General features: G+C 71.8%; 15 protein-coding genes and 1 tRNA gene. 3 read left to right on the top strand and 13 right to left on the bottom strand.

What is annotated here, in order from left to right; translation table 11 throughout:
• Positions 1 to 5: 5 nt before the first annotated feature.
• The 3 genes from FH610_RS23900 to FH610_RS23890 form a co-directional block, all read right to left on the bottom strand.
• Positions 6 to 452: an Lrp/AsnC family transcriptional regulator gene (locus tag FH610_RS23900; RefSeq protein ID WP_139576866.1), complete on the bottom strand. Its 447-nt coding sequence runs from the start codon at positions 450 to 452 to the stop codon at positions 6 to 8.
• Positions 449 to 1,804 (bottom strand): transaminase, encoded by a 1,356-nt coding sequence (locus FH610_RS23895; protein ID WP_139577148.1) that lies wholly within the window; start codon positions 1,802 to 1,804, stop codon positions 449 to 451. The genes FH610_RS23900 and FH610_RS23895 overlap by 4 nt, the downstream gene beginning before the upstream one ends.
• Before the next feature lie 82 nt (positions 1,805 to 1,886).
• Positions 1,887 to 2,543, bottom strand: coding sequence for a TetR/AcrR family transcriptional regulator (locus tag FH610_RS23890; protein ID WP_139576865.1), 657 nt, complete (start codon positions 2,541 to 2,543; stop codon positions 1,887 to 1,889).
• Between the two features lie 86 nt (positions 2,544 to 2,629).
• On the opposite strand from FH610_RS23890, the gene FH610_RS23885 reads away from it, so the two are divergent.
• From FH610_RS23885 to lat, 3 genes are all read left to right on the top strand, one after another.
• Entirely contained in the window at positions 2,630 to 4,282 is a 1,653-nt protein-coding gene (locus FH610_RS23885; protein WP_139576864.1) for an amidohydrolase, read from the top strand.
• On the top strand, positions 4,279 to 5,613 hold the full coding sequence (locus tag FH610_RS23880) for an APC family permease (protein WP_139576863.1): 1,335 nt from the start codon (positions 4,279 to 4,281) through the stop codon (positions 5,611 to 5,613). The genes FH610_RS23885 and FH610_RS23880 overlap by 4 nt, the downstream gene beginning before the upstream one ends.
• A 98-nt stretch (positions 5,614 to 5,711) precedes the next feature.
• A complete protein-coding gene (gene lat, locus FH610_RS23875) occupies positions 5,712 to 6,998 on the top strand; it encodes an L-lysine 6-transaminase (RefSeq protein ID WP_139576862.1) in 1,287 nt (428 codons plus the stop codon).
• On the opposite strand, the gene FH610_RS45285 is transcribed toward lat, so the two are convergent.
• The 10 genes from FH610_RS45285 to FH610_RS23825 all read right to left on the bottom strand — a co-directional run bounded on the left by FH610_RS45285 (position 6,906) and on the right by FH610_RS23825 (position 17,979).
• A complete protein-coding gene (locus FH610_RS45285; RefSeq protein ID WP_139576861.1) occupies positions 6,906 to 7,220 on the bottom strand; it encodes a helix-turn-helix domain-containing protein in 315 nt (104 codons plus the stop codon). The genes lat and FH610_RS45285 overlap by 93 nt on opposite strands.
• 111 nt (positions 7,221 to 7,331) lie before the next feature.
• Positions 7,332 to 9,638, bottom strand: coding sequence for a penicillin acylase family protein (locus tag FH610_RS23865; protein ID WP_139576860.1), 2,307 nt, complete (start codon positions 9,636 to 9,638; stop codon positions 7,332 to 7,334).
• 7 nt (positions 9,639 to 9,645) lie between these two features.
• The gene (locus FH610_RS23860; protein ID WP_139576859.1) at positions 9,646 to 11,877 is read right to left on the bottom strand and encodes an FtsX-like permease family protein; all 2,232 of its coding nucleotides are present in this window, start codon (positions 11,875 to 11,877) and stop codon (positions 9,646 to 9,648) included.
• A complete protein-coding gene (locus tag FH610_RS23855; protein ID WP_420813733.1) occupies positions 11,874 to 12,554 on the bottom strand; it encodes an ABC transporter ATP-binding protein in 681 nt (226 codons plus the stop codon). The genes FH610_RS23860 and FH610_RS23855 overlap by 4 nt, the downstream gene beginning before the upstream one ends.
• Positions 12,551 to 13,075: a PadR family transcriptional regulator gene (locus FH610_RS23850; RefSeq protein WP_161628069.1), complete on the bottom strand. Its 525-nt coding sequence runs from the start codon at positions 13,073 to 13,075 to the stop codon at positions 12,551 to 12,553. Before FH610_RS23850 ends, FH610_RS23855 begins: the two co-directional genes overlap by 4 nt.
• Positions 13,076 to 13,166: 91 nt before the next feature.
• A tRNA-His gene (locus tag FH610_RS23845) sits at positions 13,167 to 13,242 on the bottom strand.
• An 83-nt stretch (positions 13,243 to 13,325) separates the two neighbouring features.
• A complete protein-coding gene (orn, locus tag FH610_RS23840) occupies positions 13,326 to 13,922 on the bottom strand; it encodes an oligoribonuclease (protein WP_139576857.1) in 597 nt (198 codons plus the stop codon).
• Positions 13,923 to 13,965: 43 nt separating this feature from the next.
• Positions 13,966 to 14,979 carry a DUF2510 domain-containing protein gene (locus FH610_RS43800; RefSeq protein WP_205826002.1) on the bottom strand — a complete coding sequence of 338 codons (1,014 nt, stop codon included), beginning with the start codon at positions 14,977 to 14,979 and terminating at the stop codon, positions 13,966 to 13,968.
• Positions 14,980 to 14,998: 19 nt separating this feature from the next.
• Positions 14,999 to 16,360, bottom strand: a complete 1,362-nt coding sequence (locus FH610_RS23830; protein ID WP_139576856.1) for a protein kinase family protein — start codon at positions 16,358 to 16,360, stop codon at positions 14,999 to 15,001.
• Between the two features lie 92 nt (positions 16,361 to 16,452).
• Positions 16,453 to 17,979: a serine/threonine protein kinase gene (locus tag FH610_RS23825; RefSeq protein WP_139576855.1), complete on the bottom strand. Its 1,527-nt coding sequence runs from the start codon at positions 17,977 to 17,979 to the stop codon at positions 16,453 to 16,455.
• Between the last annotated feature and the right edge of the window lie 19 nt (positions 17,980 to 17,998).

The raw sequence follows: 17,998 nt of genomic DNA, 5'->3' as shown, positions 1-17,998 counted from the left end.
AGCCCTCAGACGCCGGGCCAGGCGAACCGGTGGGTGTGAATGCCGAAATAGGTGAACGCCTCGGCCCTGGTGACGCCCGGCACCCGCTTGACGTGGTCGTTGAGCACGCTGAGCAGCTCGGCCGGTTCCCGGCACACCACCTCGGCGAACAGGTCGAACGAGCCCGCCGTGAGCACCACGTAGATCACCCCGGACAGCTCGCTGATCCGGTCGGCGACCTCGTGCACGTCGCTGTCGACGCGGACGCCGATCAGCGCCATGACCGGCAGGCCCAGCGCCATCGGGTCGGTGACCCCGACGATCTGTACGACGCCCTCGTCGCGCAGCCGCTGCACCCGTTGCCGTACGGCGGGAGCCGACAGGCCGGTGACCTCGGCGAGTGCGGTGTAGGAGGCCCGGCCGTCCCGCTGCAGCTCGCGCAGCAGGACCCGGTCGACCTCGTCGAGGGTCATGAGACCAGGTCCGCCACGGCCGCGGCGAACACCTCGTGGTGCAGGTCCACGTCGGCCTCGGTGGTGGCGGGGGACATCAGCGCCATGTTGTGGAACGGCGTGAGCAGCACACCCCGGTTGGCCAGGTAGACGTGCAGGTAGTCGTCGAGGTCGGGGTCGCCTGCCGCGTTCGACTCGCCGCCGTTGCGGGGGGCCGGGCTGGTGAAGCGATACTCGGCGCGCGCTCCGAGCTGCGTGACCGACCACGGCAGGCGGTGCGCGTCGATCACCTCCTGGACGCCCTTGGTGAAGCGGGTCGCCAGCTCGGTCATGGCGGCGAACGCGTCGTCGGTGAGCACGTGCTCCAGCGTGGCACGCATCGCGGCGACCGACAGGGCGTTGCCGGCCAGCGTGCCGCCGACACCGCCCATGTCGACCAGGTCGAGTCCGTCCATCGCCTCGACGCGCGCGGCGACCTCGGCGGACAGGCCGTAGCCGCCGCTCGGGATGCCGCCGCCGATCGCCTTGCCGATCGTCACGATGTCGGGGTGCAGGTCCCACGCCTTCGTGCAGCCACCCGGGCCCGCCGAGAAGGTGTGCGTCTCGTCGTTGATCAGCAGGCTGCCGTACCGCCGGGTCAGGTCCCTGACGCCCTCCAGGTAGCCCGGCTCGGGCAGGACGATGCCGATGTTGGTGAGGGCGGGCTCCATGAGGACCGCCGCGACGTCGCCGTGCGCCAGCTCTCGCTCAAGCGAGGGCAGGTCGTTGAACTCCACGACGCGCGAGGTGACGGTGGGATCGACCGGAGCGCCGACGTTGCCCTCGCGGGACACCTGCTCGCCGTCCGGGCCGACCACGAGGAGCACCTCGTCCACGCTGCCGTGGTAGCAGTAGCTGTTCACGAGGATCTTGGGCTTGCCGGTGATCGCCCTGGCCAGCCGGATCGCCCACCGGTTGGCGTCCGTGGCCGTCAGCGAGAAGCTCCAGTAGGGCACGCCGAACCGGCGGCCCAGCTCGGCGCCGACCCAGGCGGCGTCCTCGGTCGGCATCATCACCGTGGCGCCGCCCCGCCGGCCGAACCGGTCGGCGACGGCGTCCACGGTCGCCTGGGGGGAGTGCCCCGCCATCGCACCGGTGTCGCCGAGGCAGAGGTCGACGTACTCGTGGCCGTCCAGGTCGGTGACGCGGGCGCCGCGGGCCTCGGCCAGGTAGAGCGGGAAGCCCGCGGCCGTCTTGTTCATCCAGGTCATCGGCACGCCGCCGAACAGGTGGCCTCTCGCCTGCTCGTACGCGGCGGCCGAGCGCGGGTTGCGCCCCCGGAACGCGTCGCGCTCGCGGTCGAGCAGCCGGGCCAGGCGAGTACGGTCGATCATCATCCCTGCCTCAGAAAAGATCGCTGAACTCCGTGAAAAACCACGGAATCTGAAGCAAAGGTACACAAAGGCTTCTGAATCGTCATCCCATAGCCGCGAGCGTCCGCCGCAGCCCCTCCACGATCGCGGCCAGCCCGACCTCGAAGGACAGGTCCGCCGGCGGACGTCCGCTGGAGGTCGCGGCGTCGTCGCGGGCGCGCACCGTGGCGGCGAAGACCGGGACCTGTGCGGCCAGCGGCCCGGCGTCGAACATGTCGGGCGGCGCCACCAGGTCGAGCGCCGAGCCGAGGATGAACGACTCCACGGCCACCATCACCGGGATGACCATCGCCTCGGGCCAGCCGCCGCGCCGCAGGCCGGCGACCACCTCCTCGTACATCCGCAGCGTCCGCAGGGCTCCGGTGATCGGCAGGGTGGCCAGCAGCGAGATCGCGGGCGGGTGCGCGGCGAACGCGTCGCGGTAGCCGTGGGCCCACCGCACCAGCGCCTCGTCCCAGGGCAGCTCGGCGAACATCGAGGCGTCGATGGCGTCGGAGACGATCTCGCGGACCGCCGCCAGGATGTCGTCCTTGCCGCTCACATGGTTGTAGAGCGAGGACGGCCGCACGCCCAGCCGTTCGGCGAGGGCGGCCATGGAGAAACCCTCGGCTCCGGCGTCGTCGATCAGGGTCAGCGCGGCCCGCGCGATGGCCTCCCTGCTCAACACCGGCTTGACCGGCCGTCCCACCCGCCGCCGCATTCGGCCCGCAGCCCCCTTCCGCTTTGCCCTTCGACAACCTATCCTCATCCCACTAAACGAACGTCATTCGATTTATCGGGACGCCCATGTCGCGCACCCTCTTCCGTCGCACCCTCTTTCACAGCGGCACCGTCTGGACGGGCACCGGCACGACCACCGACGCCCTGTCCGTACGGGACGGCCGGATAGAGGCACTTGGAGCCGCCGCCCTCGCGGGAACCCACGACGACCGCGTGGACCTGCGGGGCGGAATGCTGTTGCCCGCCTTCGGCGACGGCCACTGTCATCCCGACCACGCCGGGTTCGAGGCGACGGGCCCGCACATCAGAGGGCTCGGCACGGTCGAGGAGATCGTCGAGGAGGTTCGCCGCCACGCCGCCGCGCATCCCGGCGACGAATGGATCATCGGCGGCGGCTACGACGCGACGATCGTCCCGGACGGCCTGTTCGACGCCCGATGGCTGGACGAGGCGGTGCCCGACCGTCCGGTGGCGCTGCGGGCCTGGGACTACCACACGTTGTGGTGCAACTCCGAGGCCATGCGGCGAGCCGGCCTGGACGCCTCGACGCCCGACACGCCCCGCGGCCGGTTCGCCCGCCGTCCGGACGGCGCGCTGCTCGGGACCATGATCGAGTGGGACGCGGTGGACGCGGTCCTCACCGCCGCCCCCGCCCGCACGACCGAGGACCTCGTCACCGCGCTCGCCGCCGCCACCGAGGCGTACGCCGCGGCCGGGGTGACCTGGATCCAGGACGCGTGGGTGGAGCACGGCACGGTCGAGGCCTACCTGGAGGCGGCCCGCCGTGGGCTGCTGGCGACCCGGGTCAATCTGGCCTTCCGCGCCGATCCGGCGCGATGGCGCGAGCAGCTCGCCGAGTTCGCCGCCGACCGCGCGCGGGTGCGGGCGCTCGGGCACGACCGGCTCACCACCGCCACCGTCACGGCCGACACGGTCAAGTTCTTCGTTGACGGCATCCTGGAGAACCGCACGGCGTCGCTGCTCGCGCCGTACAGCGACGATCCCTGCACACGGGGCATGCCCGTCTGGCCGTACGGCGACCTGCTGGAGGCCCTGACGGCCGTGGACGCGATGGGCCTGCAGGCGCACCTGCACGCGATCGGCGACGCGGGCATCCGCACCGCGCTGGACGCGATCGAGCACGTGACGCGGGTGAACGGCCCGCGCGACCGCAGGCCGGTGATCGCTCATGTGCAGGTGCTCGCGGAGGAGGACCTGCCGCGGTTCGCCCGGCTCGGCGTGATCGCCAACCTCCAGCCCCTGTGGGCGCGCACCGATCCCCCGATGACGAAGCTGACCTTCCCCAGGATCGGACCGGAGCGGGCCCGGCGGCAGTACCTCATCGGCTCGCTGCTGCGCGCCGGGGTGCAGGTGTCCTTCGGCAGCGACTGGCCGGTGAGCGACCACCGCCCGCTGGCCGGGCTGCCGGTCGCGGTGACGCGGGAGAACGCCGAGCGTGAGCCGTCCGGCGGCTGGCTGCCCGAGGAGCGCATCGGCGTCGAGGAGGCGCTGTCGGCGTACAGCGCGGGGGTCGCCCACCAGGCGTTCGCCGAGGACGAGCGCGGCACCCTGGCCCCCGGCAAGGTGGCCGACCTGGTCTGGCTGAACGGCGACGTGCGGCGGCTGGACCCCCATGACATCGCGGAGACGACGACCGTCCTCGGCACGTGGGCGGCCGGCGTGAGAACCTTCCCCCCAGTCAACAGGAGTGGCGTATGACCGAATCCGCCGGACTGAAGCGCGTCCTCGGCGTCCCCGGACTGACCTTGTTCGGGCTGACCTACCTCGCCCCGGTCGCCGTCTTCACCACCTACGGCGCCGTCACCCAGGTCACCGAGGGTCACCTGCCGGCGGCCTACGTGGTCGCCCTCGTGGTCATGCTGTTCACGGCGTTCAGCTACGGCAGGATGGCCAGGGCGTACCCCACCGCCGGGTCCGCCTACACCTACACCCAGCAGACCTTCGGCGGCCACATCGGCTTCATGACCGGGTGGACGCTGATGCTGGACTACCTGTTCCTCCCGATGATCAACTTCCTGCTCATCGGGATCTACCTGAACAGCCGGTTCCCCGAGGTGCCCCAGTGGATCTTCACCCTGGCGGCGCTGCTGCTGGTGCTCGTGCTCAACGTCGTCGGCATCACGGTGATGAACCGGGTCAACGTCCTGGTCGTCGGGTTGTCGGTGGTGCTGATCGTGGTGTTCGCCGCGCTGTCGCTGAAGCACCTGGCCGGTCACCCCGCGCCGTCGCCCTTCGCCCCCTTCACTCCGGGCTCGGGCGTGTTCGCGGGCGCGGCGATCCTGGCGCTGAGCTTCCTCGGGTTCGACGCCGTCTCGACCCTGTCGGAGGAGGCGAAGGAGCCCCGCCGGGCGATCCCGCGCGCCATCGTGCTCACCACGCTCATCGGCGGCCTGCTGTTCGTCCTGGTCGCGTGGATGGGGAGCCTCGTCCACCCCGGCTACGACGACTTCGCCAACGCGGACACGGCGGGTGTGGACATCATGTCCGCGCTGGGCGGCGCCGCTTTCGAGACCGTCTTCGTCGGGATCTACGTGGTCGGCGCCTTCGGGTCGGCCATGACCACCCAGGCGAGCGTCTCGCGCATCCTCTACTCGATGGGCCGCGACGGCGTGCTGCCCCGCGCGGCCTTCGCCCGGCTGCACCCGCGCTTCCGCACCCCGGTCGTCGCGACGGCCGTGGTGTCGGCGGTCTCGCTCGTCGCGCTGTTCATCAGCCTGGACAACGCCGTGGTCATGGTCAACTTCGGCGCGCTCATCGCGTTCTCCATGGTCAATCTCACGGTCGTCAAGCACTACCTGTTCGACGAGGGACGCCGCTCGGCCGCCGACCTGGTCCGGTATGGCCTGGTCCCGCTGGTGGGCTTCGCGCTGACGATCTGGCTGTGGACCAGCCTCTCGGGTGTCACGTTCACGGTCGGCCTGATCTGGATGGCGGTGGGCTTCGTCTATCTCCTCGCGCTGACGAGGATGTTCACCCGCAGGCCGCCAGTGATGAGCTTCTCGGATGCGGAACCTACCCCTGTGGCCTGAAAAATGTCCTCTTAAGGTGCTATCTGTGCGAAAACCCTTCACATAGATGGCCCGATGTGAGGGAATCATCTCGTTTCCCAGCATGACGCGGAGGCGAAATGGACCCCACCACTGTGCACGACGCCCTCGCACGGCACCTGCTCGTCGACGGCTACCGTCTCGTGCTCGACCTGGACAGGAGCGCGGGCTCCTGGCTGGTCGACGCCCGGGACGGCCGGAGGTACCTCGACTTCTACACGTTCTTCGCGTCGTCGCCGCTCGGGGTGAACCCGTTCGCCGACGACCCGGAGTTCGTCGCTCTGCTCGGCCGGGTGGCCGCCAACAAGCCGGCCAACTCCGACATGTACACCGTCCACCTCGCCGAGTTCGTGGAGACGTTCCGGCGGGTGCTCGGCGACCCGGAACTGCCTCACCTGTTCTTCGTCGAGGGCGGGTCGGCAGCCGTGGAGAACGCGCTCAAGTGCGCCTTCGACTGGAAGAGCCGCTGGAATGAGGCCCACGGCCGCCACCCCGGCCTCGGCACCCGCGTCCTCCACCTCACCCGGGCCTTCCACGGCCGCGGCGGCTACACGCTCTCGCTCACCAACACCGACCCCGTCAAGACCGACAGGTTCCCCCGGTTCTGCTGGCCGCGCGTCGACGTCCCCGCCATCCACTTCGGGGACGTCGAGCGGGCGGAGGAACGGGCGCTGGCGCAGGCCAGGGAGGCGTTCGAGCGGTTCCGCCACGACATCGCCTGCTTCATCGCCGAGCCGATCCAGGGCGAGGGCGGCGACAACCACATGCGTCCCGAGTTCCTGCAGGCGATGCAGGCGCTCTGCCACGAGCACGAGGCCCTGTTCGTCATGGACGAGGTGCAGACCGGCGTCGGCCTGACCGGCACCCCCTGGGCGTACCAGCAGCTCGGCCTGGCTCCCGACATCGTGGCCTTCGCGAAGAAGGTCCAGGTCGGCGGCGTCATGGCGGGCCGCAGGGTGGACCTCGTGCCCGACAACGTGTTCCGCGTCAGCGGCAGGATCAACTCCACCTGGGGCGGTGGCCTGGTCGACATGGTGCGCTCCCGCCGGATGCTGGAGATCATCGAGCGGGACGCCCTGATCCCGAGGGCGGCCATCCTGGGCGAGAAGCTGCTGGGCGCCCTCCAGGGTCTGGAGGCCGAGGGCCTGGTCGCCAACGCGCGCGGACGCGGGCTGATGTGCGCCTTCGACGTCCCCGACCCCGGCGGGCTGGTCGCCCGGCTCCGGGAGGAACGCGCGATCCTCGTCCTGCGCTGCGGCGAGCGGTCCGTACGGCTACGCCCTGCCCTGTCCGTCCAGCCGGACGAGCTTGAGTACGGCCTGGCCGGCCTGCGTGCCGTCCTCGCCGGGGATCTGGCCGGGAGCTGACGGTGCCGGTGGCGCGGGTTCGCCGCGCCAACGGCAGATGGCCGTCATCCTCGAGTCCACGCCCAGCTTGGCGTAGATGCGGTTGACGTGGTTTTTCACGGTCTTTTCGCTCAGGAACAGCAGCCGCGCGATCTCACCGTTGGAGTGACCGGTCGCGATCAGCTCCATGACCTCGGCTTCTCGCTTGCTCAGCCCCATTGCGGTGCGGTCGTCGATTCTCATCCGGCCTCCGTAGAAGACGATCAGAGATCGCCGAGGCCCCCGCACGGCGGTTGTGAGGCAGCATAACCCGCAACGTCCACCTTTGGGGAAAAATGCGCTGACTTGCCCGGGTCAATGCCCCCCGTGGACGGTGACGGTTTCGAGGTGCGGATCGGCGGCGATCTCGGCCGCGGTGAAGCGCTCGGTGACCCACCCGCTGCGCGAGAACAGGGCCGTCTGGTCGGTGTGATGGGGCGATGCGGGGTTGGCGGACAGGGAGTAGGTGAGGACGGTACGCGTGCGGGGGCCGTCCTTGGTGAGCTCGACGGCCATCATGAAGCTGGATCCGGTGTTCACCTCCGGGTAGCGCCCGTCCGCGCCGAGCGGTCCGCCCGTGCGTACCCGGTCGAAGCAGCCCTCCCCTTCCGTGCAGCCGGGGATCGGGATCGAGGAGTAGCTCTGCGCCTGCCCGGGGGTGAGCGTCAGAGGGATGCGGTTGGACTGGAAGTAGCGCACGGCGTCGGCGAGGGCCTGCCGCACGGCCGGGTCGTCGCTCTTCAGCCCGCTCGGGGTGGTGAGCGGGCGCGCGGGGTCGAACGGCACCCGCCACGGACTGAAGACCGGCTCTCCCGGTTTGGTGGGACGGCCCAGCCGGGTGAAGAACTCGCGCCACAGAACGGCGCCCTCGCCGTCCAGGGTGGCTCGCCCGTTCCACTTCCTCAGTGTCCGGCAGGCCTCGCGCACGTCCGCCCCGGGGCCCGAGGAAGAGCGGTGGGTGCGGCACAGCTTCAGCAGGTCGTCGCGCATCAGCTCGAAGGTGAGGTTGCGCTTGCCGTGCACCGTGTCCTGCAGCGTCTCCAGGGTGAAGCCGGGCGCGCCGAGCCCGTCGGCCCCGGACAGCCGCTGGGCGATCATGTCGAGGCTGACCCGGGGGCGCGGCTCCAGGTCGGTGCCCGTCTCGCCGTACGCCTGGGGATAGCCGGTGAGCGGCTTCGCCGGGTTCGTCATCCAGTAGGTGTTGTTGGAGTTGGCCACGTAGTCGGCGCGGATCAATCTCGGCTGGTTGCCCGGCCCGAAGATGCCCGGCACGACGGCGTCGTCGTCCCTGCCCCACAGGCACGAGGAGGTCGAGCCGTCCAGGACGTACGCATCGAGGCCAGGAACGGGCGAGGGCTTGGCACAGCGCTTCGCTTCTTCGTCGGTGACGTGGGGGACGACCGAGGTGTCGGCGAAGTAGGCGGTCCCGCTCACGTCGGTGGCGAGGGTGTGGACGAACGGCATCCCCTGGTAGGTCCCCTGAGCCGTGCGCAGCTCATCGAGGCTGCCCGCCCTGGCCATCGCCAGCCACTCGTCGGCCGCCCGCAGGTTGGCGGCGTTCGCGTCGGCCAGCGCGTACGCCGCCTCGTCGGTCTGGCCGACGGCGAGCACCGGGCCGTAGCGGGAGGTGAGGAGCGTGTGGCCGGAGACGGTGCCGTCCGGCAGGGCGACCTCCACCTCCTGCTCGCCCATCGGCTCCGCCCGGCCGTCCACCAGGTAGCTGTGGCCGCCCGCGAGTGCCAGCCGGTAGACGGTGAAGCGCTGGGCGTGGGAGACGGTGTGGGCCCAGGCGACCTTGGCGTTGTGGCCGATCTGGACGACCGGGGTGCCGTACAGGCTGCCGCCGGAGACGTCGAGCACGCCGGGAATGGTGAGCTGGACCTGGTAGAAGCGGCGGATCCCCTGCCAGGGGAAATGCGGGTCGGCCAGCACCATCCCGCCGCCCCCGCGTGTGGCCTGACGGCCGAGCGCCCAGGCGTTGCTGCCCGCGGCCGGCTTGGGCTGTGGTCTCTTGTCTTCTGGCGGTCCCTCGGGTTCGGCTATCCCGGCGATGGCCTCCTTCAGGCTGGAGCTCGAGACCATCCGGTCGAGGTCGAGCAGGTTGTTCCACATGTCGGTGGCGGTGATCGGGCCGACCCACGCCTTGCCCCGGCACCTGGGGTCGGGCAGGTTCGCCACGCCGGTGTCCTCGAGGTAGCGGTTGTATCCGGCCACGTAGCCGTCGACCAGGCGGCGCAGCTCGTCGCTCGGGCCGACCGGCGCGGGGCGGGCCAGCAGCCGCCGTACGACGCCGGAGCCGGCGACGCTCTTGTAGTAGACGTCGCTGGCGAGGTTGGCGACCGGGCGGACCGGGTCGTCGGACTCGGCCTTCGGGCCGAAGTAGCGGGAGCGTTCGCCGCGCAGCGTCACGACCCAGGAGGCCAGCGTGCACAGGTTGTCCTGGGCGAAGGCGTAGCCGTACCCGAATCCGAGGCCGCCGTAGTCCTTGGCGGTGATGTGCGGGATGCCGTACTCGGTGCGTCGGATCGTGGCCGAGTAACTCCCGTCGGCCGCCGCGGCGGGCACGGGAGACACGGCCGGGGTGAGTAAGGCCAGCGTGATCATCAGTGGTCTGAGCTTCATCGGTCTCCTATTCGAAACGCGCGTTGTCGGGCGTGGTCATGCGCCGCAGCAGCGGCAGCGTCGTGAGGATCACCAGGAGGGAGGCGGCCAGGCCGGCGCCGAGGGAGGCGAAGTAGACGTGACCTGGCATCGCGATCGACGCGCTCTTCATCGCGAGGGCGTCGATGAGCGGCTCGGCCACTCCGAAGCCGGCGCCGGCGGCGAGCGCGGCGGCCAGCACGAGCGGCAGCGCCGACTCCAGCAGCACCACCGCGGCCAGGGTGCGCGTGGGCGTGCCCGCCAGCCGCAGCAGGGTGAACGGCTGCCTGCGCTCCACCAGCCCGCCGCCTGCCGCCACCATGAGGCCGCAGGCGCCGGCGACCAGGGTGAGCCCGACCATGGCCAGCGCGACGTTCTCCGCCCGGGTGTAGAGGTCCGCCCTGACTTCGGCGACCTCGGCGAAGGTCATCGGCGCCTCGACGGTGTAGCCCGCCAGCAGGGTGCGCAGCCGCTCCAGCGTCGCCGGATCGCGTGTAGTGATCATGACGGCCGCCAGGTCGAGCCCGTCGGCGGAGGCGGGCGGGCTGGCCGGGCCCGCCAGCGGAAGGAGTCTGTCGACGGTGAGAGGGTTGTCGGCGCCGACGATGCGGGCGAAGTTGCCCGCCACGGCCCGGGCGCCGTCGGGGCAGCGGCCGAGCACGGGGAAGCGGGCCAGATTGGAGCACTCGACGACGTACGGCGCGGGCGGCGGGCCGTCGGGCCGCGGGGGGACGTGTTCCGCCCTGGCCTCGATCGGCAGCGCGTAGATCGGCAGCACGTCCACGCCCGGGCGGGCGCGCAGCCGGTCGAGCAGCTCCGTTCCCGCCCGCGGTGACAGGCCGGAGACGCCCGGCCGGTCGAACCTGGCGCCCAGAACGTCGTTGAGCGTGCCCCCGGCCACCTTCTGCTGGCCGGCGACCACCGTCGGCACGAGGGCCGCGATCGTCGTCCCGATGAACACCGCCAGCACCAGCCCGCTCACCGACCTGAAGGCGGCCTTCGGATCGGCGGCCAGGCGCCGCGCGGCCAGCAGCGTCGCCCCGCCCCGGGTCAGCCGGGCGGTCAGGCGTGCGGCGACCATGGTCAGCCAGGGGCCGGCCAGCATCAGCCCGACCATGACCAGCGCGAGCGCGACGACGGCCAGCAAATTGTCGGGCTTGCCGTTCCGGTACACCGGACCCAAGAACATCCCCAGCCCCGCCAGCAGCGGGACCACCCGCCACGCTCGCGGTGGGGACGCGGCGGTCTTCCTCGCCACGCCGAGCGGCGAGATCCGCACCCGGCGCAGCGACCACAGGGCGGCGCAGGCCGCCACGACCGGCGCGCCGCCAAGCACGGCCGCGTACTGCCAGGCGTGCGGGGCGACCAGTTCGGGGAAGAACCGGGCACCGGTGATCCGGACGCCGGCCACGGCCGGCCGTACGAGCTGGAAGACCGCGAGGCCGGCCAGCGCGCCGGCCAGCGCGCCCAGCGCGGCGTCCACCGTCGCGAGCACGTTGATCTGCCGCGTGGTGGCTCCGACCAGGCGGATCGCGGCGAAGCGGGTCTCGCGGCGAGCCGCGGCCAGCCGGGTGGCGGTGCCCACGAGCACCAGCAGCGGGACGATCAGCCCGACGGCGGCGACGCCGAAGCCGAACCGGTAGACGTCCGCGCTGTCGTCGACCGCGGGCATGGTGGAGACCGCGGAGACCGTGTCGACCTGCCTGGCGCCGGGCAGGGCGGCGACCTGATCCGGCGTCCGCCCTACCACGATGACCAGCTCGTCGGGCCCGGACAGCGCCGCGTCGCCGATCAGCCCGGCGCGCGTGCCGGGGAAGCGGGCGGCCAGCTCCTCAGGCGGCGCCGAGTCCAGCAGCCCGGCCAGCGCGGGCGAGGCGTAGTACTGCCCCGGGCCGGGCATGCGGGACAGACCGGGGACGACCGGCGCCCGCGTGCCGAGCGCGGCGGCGTCGAGCCTCTTGATCGTCCGGCCCGCGTAGAAGTCCTCGTGGTAGTTCCACAGCGCGCCGTCGGCCGTCGCGTCGAGGGCCCAGCCGCTGGGCGCCGAGCCGGACGTGCACTCCCAGCAGGGGCGGCCGTCGGTGGCCTGGAAGGCGTTGAACAGCGACAGCGTGGCCAGCAGCACCGCGACGCCGGCCGCCACCCCGACGACGATCAGCGCCAGCCTGGCCGCCGCCTCCCTGCCGCTGCTCAGCGACAGCCGCAGGCCCAGCCGGATCATCGGAGGGCCCCGCTCGTGTACGGGTCGAAGACGCGGCCGTCGCGCACCACGACCTCCCGGTCGGCGCAGGCGGCCACCCGGGCGTCGTGGGTCACCACGATCACGGTGGCGCCCTCCTCGCGGGCCAGGCCCACCAGCAGGTCCATCACGTGCTCGCCGGTGAGCGTGTCGAGCGCGCCGGTCGGCTCGTCGGCGAACACGACCCGCGGCCGCGTCACCAGCGCTCGCGCGATCGCCACGCGCTGCGCCTGCCCGCCGGACAGCTCCCCGGTGCGCCGGCCGCCCAGGTCGGCCAGCTCCAGTCGCTCCAGCCATTCGGCCGCCCGCCGCTCGGCGTGCTTTCTCCTGGTGCGGCCCAGCAGCAGCGGCAGCATCACGTTGTCGGCCGCGGTCAGCTCCGGCACGAGCTGGCCGAACTGGAAGACGAAGCCGAAGGCGGTGCGCCGCAGCTCGCTGCGGCGGCCGTCGTCCAGGGTGTCCAGGCGGCGTCCGTCGAACCAGACCTCGCCGCTGTCCGGCGTGAAGATGCCGGCCAGGCAGTGCAGCAGCGTCGACTTGCCGGACCCGCTGGGACCCATGATCGCCACGACCTCGCCCGCGGCCACCGACAGGTTCGCCTCCCGCAGCGCGGGCGTGCTGCCGTAGGAGCGGCTGACCTCCCGAGCCTCGATGATCACGATGCGCGCACCATCTCGGCCAGGGCCCCCAGCCGGGCCTGGGTGACGTCGATCCACCGCAGGTCCGCCTCCAGGTGGAACATGGCGTGGTCGGCCAGCAGGGCGTCGGTCAGGGGGCCGCCGCGCTTGACCTCCGTCAGCTCCCGCATGCGCCGCATGTGCGTGGCGCGCTGCGCGTCCAGATAGCCGGCCGCGTCACGGCCCAGCATCAGCGCCAGCACGACCTTGGTGAACAGCACCGTCTGCAGGTACGGCTCGGCCGCGACCGGCTCGGCCAGCCATGTGGCGACCTCCTGCCTGCCGAGGGGGGTGATGGCATAGCGCTTGCGGTCCGGCCCGTCGCCCGGTTCGCTCTGCCCGGTTACCTTGCCGTCCCTGGCCAGGCGGCCGAGCGTGGAGTACACCTGCCCGAAGGGCAGTGGCCTGCCCCGGCCGAAGAAGGCGTCGTAGTCGCGTTTCAGGTCGTATCCGTGGCTCGGCTCCCGTTCCAGCAGGCCGAGCAACGCGAGGGGAACGGTCATGCCGGTGACTATACATCGAGTGTATACGCGGAGGTTATAGTCACTCATGAAAAAGCGAACGGCCGATCCGTCTGGACCGGCCGTTCGCCATTGGGGTGAGTGATGGGACTTGAACCCACGACATCCAGGACCACAACCTGGCGCTCTGCCAGCTGAGCTACACCCACCATGTCCGCCGTTCGAGGCGTACGAAGAAAGTGTAGCGGTATTTCGGAGTCCTCCGCGCCCTCAATACCGCTCGCCCTCCGCGTCAGGACCCGGAGACGGCCTCCGCGACCTCGCGGGCGGTGGCGGAGTCGGGGCCGGGCTGCGGCACGAAGACCGCGGCGCGGTAGTAACGCAGCTCCCGGATGCTCTCGGTGATGTCGGCCAGCGCGCGGTGCCCGCCCTGCTTCTCGGGGGAGGCGAAGTAGACCCGGGGATACCAGCGGCGGGCCAGCTCCTTGATCGACGAGACGTCGACCATCCGGTAGTGCAGGAACGCGTCCACCAGCGGCATGTCCCGGGCGATGAACGCGCGGTCGGTCGCGATGGAGTTGCCGCACAGCGGCGCCTTCTTGGCCTCGGGCACGTGGGAGCGGATGTAGTCGAGCACGACGGCCTCGGCCTCCGCCAGGGTCACCCCCGTCGCGAGCGCCCGCAGCAGCCCCGAGGCCGTGTGCATCTCCCGCACGACCTCGGACATCTGCTCCAGCGTCTCCGCGGGGGGCTTGATGACGACGTCCACGCCCTCATCCAGCTGGTTCAGCTCGCCGTCGGTGACGATACAGGCCACCTCGATGAGCGCGTCACGGCCGAGGTCGAGCCCGGTCATCTCACAGTCGATCCAGACCAGCGGGTCAGTCATGGCTCAAGAGTAATGCTGAAGGGTAATGGGGACGTCACTGAGATTAAAGCGAGTCCTCCACGCGCTTGATGACCGACTGGTCCAGGTTGTCCGGCACCGAGACGTACAGCATCGCGGGACGGGCGTTCTGACCGCGGTCCACGAGGATGATCGCGCCCTTCTCCTTCTTCCACTTCAGATTGTTGGCCTCGGCGACCTTGGTGAAGTCCATCTCGAACTCGATGACCCAGCCCTGCTTGCCGCTCACGGTCAGCGCCTCGTTGCGGAGGATCTTGCGGTCGTGCTGGATGCCGTACCAGGCCCGGTCGTAGGTGAGCAGCAGCCCTTGAGCGAGCGGCCCCAAGCCCCCCGCGCCGCTGTTGGGGAAGACCTGGGGCACCTCGGCCGTGTAGACGCTGCCCACCCAGTCGTTGCCCCTGCCGTCGTAGTTCGACTGGGACGTCGCCTGGCAGCCGCTCGTCCACAGTGGACTCGTCGGGTCGGCCGGGTTGTTGACGTCCTTCGACTCCGGCACCTGCCACTTGTCGCCCGGGTACGCGTACGACAGGCCGGTCACCGGGTCCGTGATGCGGTCACCGGACGGCTGGGGAAGCTGGGGCAGCGGCGGGGTGGACTGCTGCGGTTCCTGCTCGGGCGGCACGGTCTGGTCGAGCTGCGGGGCCGTCGCGGTGGTGTCCGGCCGGGCGAGGGCCGTGCCGGCGCGGTCGCGCAGGACGATGACCGCGCCGCCGATGACCAGCGCGAGCACGACCACCGCGGCGATGCCGCCCACGATCCACGGCCAGACCGGCGCCGTACGCCGCGGCGCGCCGAACTCGGGCATCGGAAGCTGCGCCGTCTGGTTCGGAGGCCCCCACTGGGGCTGTGTCGTCCACTGCGGGGCCTGCTGAGCGGCCTGCTGAGGGGCCTGGTGAGGGGCCTGCTGAGGAGCCTGGGGCGGCGCCCCGGCCTCCTGTCCGGGAGCGTGGGTGGCGTCGGTCCACTGGGTGCCGTCCCACCAACGGAGGAGAGGGGAGCCGTACGGGTCCGGATACCAGCCGGCGGGGGTCGTCGTCATGCGCGCCACACTAATGAAATCAGCATTTGTAGGTGAAACTTGCCTTGTCCTGGATCGGCTTCCCCGCCGTCGTGGGGGACAGGACGCGGAGTGTGGCCGTGCCCTTGAACGATCCCGATCCGGTCACCTTCCAGTGCAGGGGAAGGTCCACCGACGTGTCTCCGGAGGAGACCCGCTGCTCCTGCTCCAGCGGCTTGCGGTCGTCGCTGCGGATCCAGAGGTAGCGGATCGTCCCGGCCTCGCCGTTGGTCGTGACGACGCCCACGAAATCGGCTTTGCCGTCGCAGCGCACCGTCTTCTTGGGCGCCTTGACGTCGACGTCGCTCACCGCGAGCGGCAGGCCGGGCGTCTGGCGCAGCCACAGGATCACCGCCGCGATCAGGATCGCCAGCAGCAACGTCCCCGCCCACGCCGTCGTACGCCTCCGGCGCCGCCGGGGAGCCGGACCGCCGGCGTGGGTGGTCGTGATGGCGTCGGAGGTCTGCCCGGCACGCCAGATCTGCGCCGCCGTGGTCTCGGTCGGGACCCCGGGCCCGAACCGCATCATCACGTCGCCGCGGCCGTCGGCCGCATTCGGCAGGTCGAGCCCGTCCGCCGCGTCCGGCAGGTCGAGCAGGGTCACCGCCTCCCCGCCGGCAGAGCCGGCCGCCGCGCCCGCGGGGAGTTCTGGGGTCGCGGTCGCGGAGAGGCCGTGTGCCGCGTGGGCCAGCTGTTCCCTGCCCATGCCGGGGAACGCCTCGCGCTCGGCGAGCAGGGTGTCTCGCGCGGCGGCGAGCCCATGGGCCGCGGTGGCGGACGCGCGCCGCAGCGCCGCCGCGGCGTGTCCCTGCCCGCAGTTCGCGGCCAGCGCGCCGGCGAGCGCGGCCCAGGCCGCGACGTCCTGCTCCGCGGACGCGTGCTCGCCCCGCAGCGCCCGCAGCAGGCCGCGCTCGGCCAGCAGCACCGCGCCGTTCTCCCCGATCACGACGGTCCCGGCATGCAGCGCGCCGTGGGCGAGCCCGGCGGCGTGCACGGCGAGCAGCGCCTGCGCGGTCTCCAGGAGCACGGTCGCCGCGCCGCCCGGGTCCAGGCGGCCGGCGGCCATCAGGTCGGCGACGGCCGGCGTCGCCCGTGCGGTGATCAGCCAGACCTCGTCACGCGCGGCCACCAGGTCGATCACGGGCAGCAGCCCGATCGGCCCGCCTCCGTGTAAACGCACGTCGGCGCCGACCGCCGCGACGAGCCGCTCGCGCGCCTGGGCCGTCGCGACGGCCAGGGGATCGAACCGCAGCACACCGGACGGCCGCCCGTCGGGGGAGACGGCGTCCGCCCAGGTGCCCACCTCGCTGGGCCGGGTGCGGCCGGTGAGCCGGTGTCCCGCGACCGTCACGCCTTCTCGCATCTACCGCCGCCTTCGGTGCCGTCCGCGTATGCGTCCCATGGCCAGTGTGGCGGGAACGAGGCCGGTCGTCACCAGGGCCGCGGCGAGCGCGCTCACAGGATCTCCGGCGGCGAAGCGGGCGAGAGCGTCAGTGTGGGCGGGTTCTCGGTCGAGGGCTGGGGCGAAGGCTGGGTGGAGGGCTGCGTCGTGGGCGGGTTGCTGGTCGGCGTGGGCTTGGGCTGCCTGGTCGCCGGCGGGTTCTTGGGCGGGTCCACCGTGACCGTGGGCTCGTCCGAGGGAACGGGCTTGGGCGACGGCTTCGGCGTGGGCTTGGCCGTGGGTCTGGTCGTGGGCTTGGCGGTCGGCTTCGGCTTCGGCGAGGGGCTGGGCCTGCGGGTCGGCCGCTGGGTCACGGTGGGCCGCACGGCCGGCGTCGGCGACGCGCCGGGCTTGGGGCTGGTGGCCGCCGGGGTCGGGGTGGGCTCCTGCGGCTCCTCGGTGGGGTCGTCGCCGGAGTCGTCGCCGGAGTCGTCCTCCACCTCGATGGACGAGGGATCGACCGCGGGCGGGCTGGACGTCTCGATCGTCGTCCCGGCCTGCAGGGTCGTGCCGCCGCTCACCGTCTGGACCAGCGCCACCGTTCCGCCCGCGATCACGACCATCCCGGCCAGGGTCAGGCCGATCTTCATGCGGGTCTGGCTCAGCAGCCCGCCGAGCCTGGTCTCGGCCAGCGCGGTGCCGGTCTCGGGAGCGTTCTCCTTCAATGGGAAGAACGGTACGAGCAGCCCGGCGAGCGCCGCGAGCCGGCGCCGTCCGCGCTCCTCCCAGGCCGGGCCGTACGCGCCGGCGGCGACGGCCTCGAGCTCCCGCAGGAACTCCTCGGCCGACGCGAACCGGTCCTCCGGCCGCTTGGCCATGCCGCGCTCCACGAGGTCGCGCAGCGGGGGCGGCACCTCGTCGACCGGAGGAGGGGTCGCCTGGTGCTGGCGGGCCAGCGCGGCCATGTTCTGCGCCCGGAACGGCCGTCCGCCGGTGAGGCACTCGAAGAAGACGACCGTGGCGGCGTAGACGTCGCTCGCCGGTCCGGCCTTCCCGCCCGACCATTGCTCCGGAGCCATGTACGGCGGTGTCCCGGCCGCCCTGACCCCCTCGCCGGCCTGCGCCGCGATGCCGAAGTCGACGAGCTTGCTGGTGCCGTCGCCCTCCACCATGACGTTCTCGGGCTTGTAGTCGCGGTGGACGACGCCGATGGAGTGCGCCGCGGCCAGGCCGAGCAGCGAGCCCTTGAGCACGGTGAGCGCGGCCTCGGGACCGGTCGGGCCCTCCGAACGGAGCATCGCGCGCAGCGAGACGCCGTCGATGAGCTCCATGACGATGGCGGCGCCGCGCGCGGTCTCGACGTACTCGTAGAAGCGCGCCGCGTGGGGATTGGGATCCATGGCGGCGAGCAGCCGGGCCTCGTGCCGGAACCGGGCGACGAAGTGGAGGTCCGCCATCATCTCGTCGGACAGGTACTTGATCGCCACAGGGATGTCGTCGGCGTCGTGCCGCGCGAGTATCACTCGCCCGGCGCCCCCCGTGCCGAGTTCACGAATCTCCGTATAGCCGGGGACGCGCCAGGCGCCCGTATGGCCGTGCATAACGGTCTGTCTCCTCATC

The sequence above is a fragment of the Microbispora catharanthi genome, assembly GCF_006334915.2.
Taxonomy (GTDB): Bacteria; Actinomycetota; Actinomycetes; order Streptosporangiales; family Streptosporangiaceae; genus Microbispora; species Microbispora catharanthi.
This window is presented reverse-complemented; position numbering and strand designations above follow the sequence as displayed.

Coding starts and splice junctions, on each gene's coding strand:
- FH610_RS23900 (WP_139576866.1), bottom strand. CDS start 452: ATGACCCTCGACGAGGTCGACCGGGTCCTGCTGCGCGAGCTGCAGCGG.
- FH610_RS23895 (WP_139577148.1), bottom strand. CDS start 1,804: ATGATCGACCGTACTCGCCTGGCCCGGCTGCTCGACCGCGAGCGCGAC.
- FH610_RS23890 (WP_139576865.1), bottom strand. CDS start 2,543: ATGCGGCGGCGGGTGGGACGGCCGGTCAAGCCGGTGTTGAGCAGGGAG.
- FH610_RS23885 (WP_139576864.1), top strand. CDS start 2,630: ATGTCGCGCACCCTCTTCCGTCGCACCCTCTTTCACAGCGGCACCGTC.
- FH610_RS23880 (WP_139576863.1), top strand. CDS start 4,279: ATGACCGAATCCGCCGGACTGAAGCGCGTCCTCGGCGTCCCCGGACTG.
- lat (WP_139576862.1), top strand. CDS start 5,712: ATGGACCCCACCACTGTGCACGACGCCCTCGCACGGCACCTGCTCGTC.
- FH610_RS45285 (WP_139576861.1), bottom strand. CDS start 7,220: ATGAGAATCGACGACCGCACCGCAATGGGGCTGAGCAAGCGAGAAGCC.
- FH610_RS23865 (WP_139576860.1), bottom strand. CDS start 9,638: ATGAAGCTCAGACCACTGATGATCACGCTGGCCTTACTCACCCCGGCC.
- FH610_RS23860 (WP_139576859.1), bottom strand. CDS start 11,877: ATGATCCGGCTGGGCCTGCGGCTGTCGCTGAGCAGCGGCAGGGAGGCG.
- FH610_RS23850 (WP_161628069.1), bottom strand. CDS start 13,075: ATGACCGTTCCCCTCGCGTTGCTCGGCCTGCTGGAACGGGAGCCGAGC.
- orn (WP_139576857.1), bottom strand. CDS start 13,922: ATGACTGACCCGCTGGTCTGGATCGACTGTGAGATGACCGGGCTCGAC.
- FH610_RS43800 (WP_205826002.1), bottom strand. CDS start 14,979: ATGACGACGACCCCCGCCGGCTGGTATCCGGACCCGTACGGCTCCCCT.
- FH610_RS23830 (WP_139576856.1), bottom strand. CDS start 16,360: ATGCGAGAAGGCGTGACGGTCGCGGGACACCGGCTCACCGGCCGCACC.
- FH610_RS23825 (WP_139576855.1), bottom strand. CDS start 17,979: ATGCACGGCCATACGGGCGCCTGGCGCGTCCCCGGCTATACGGAGATT.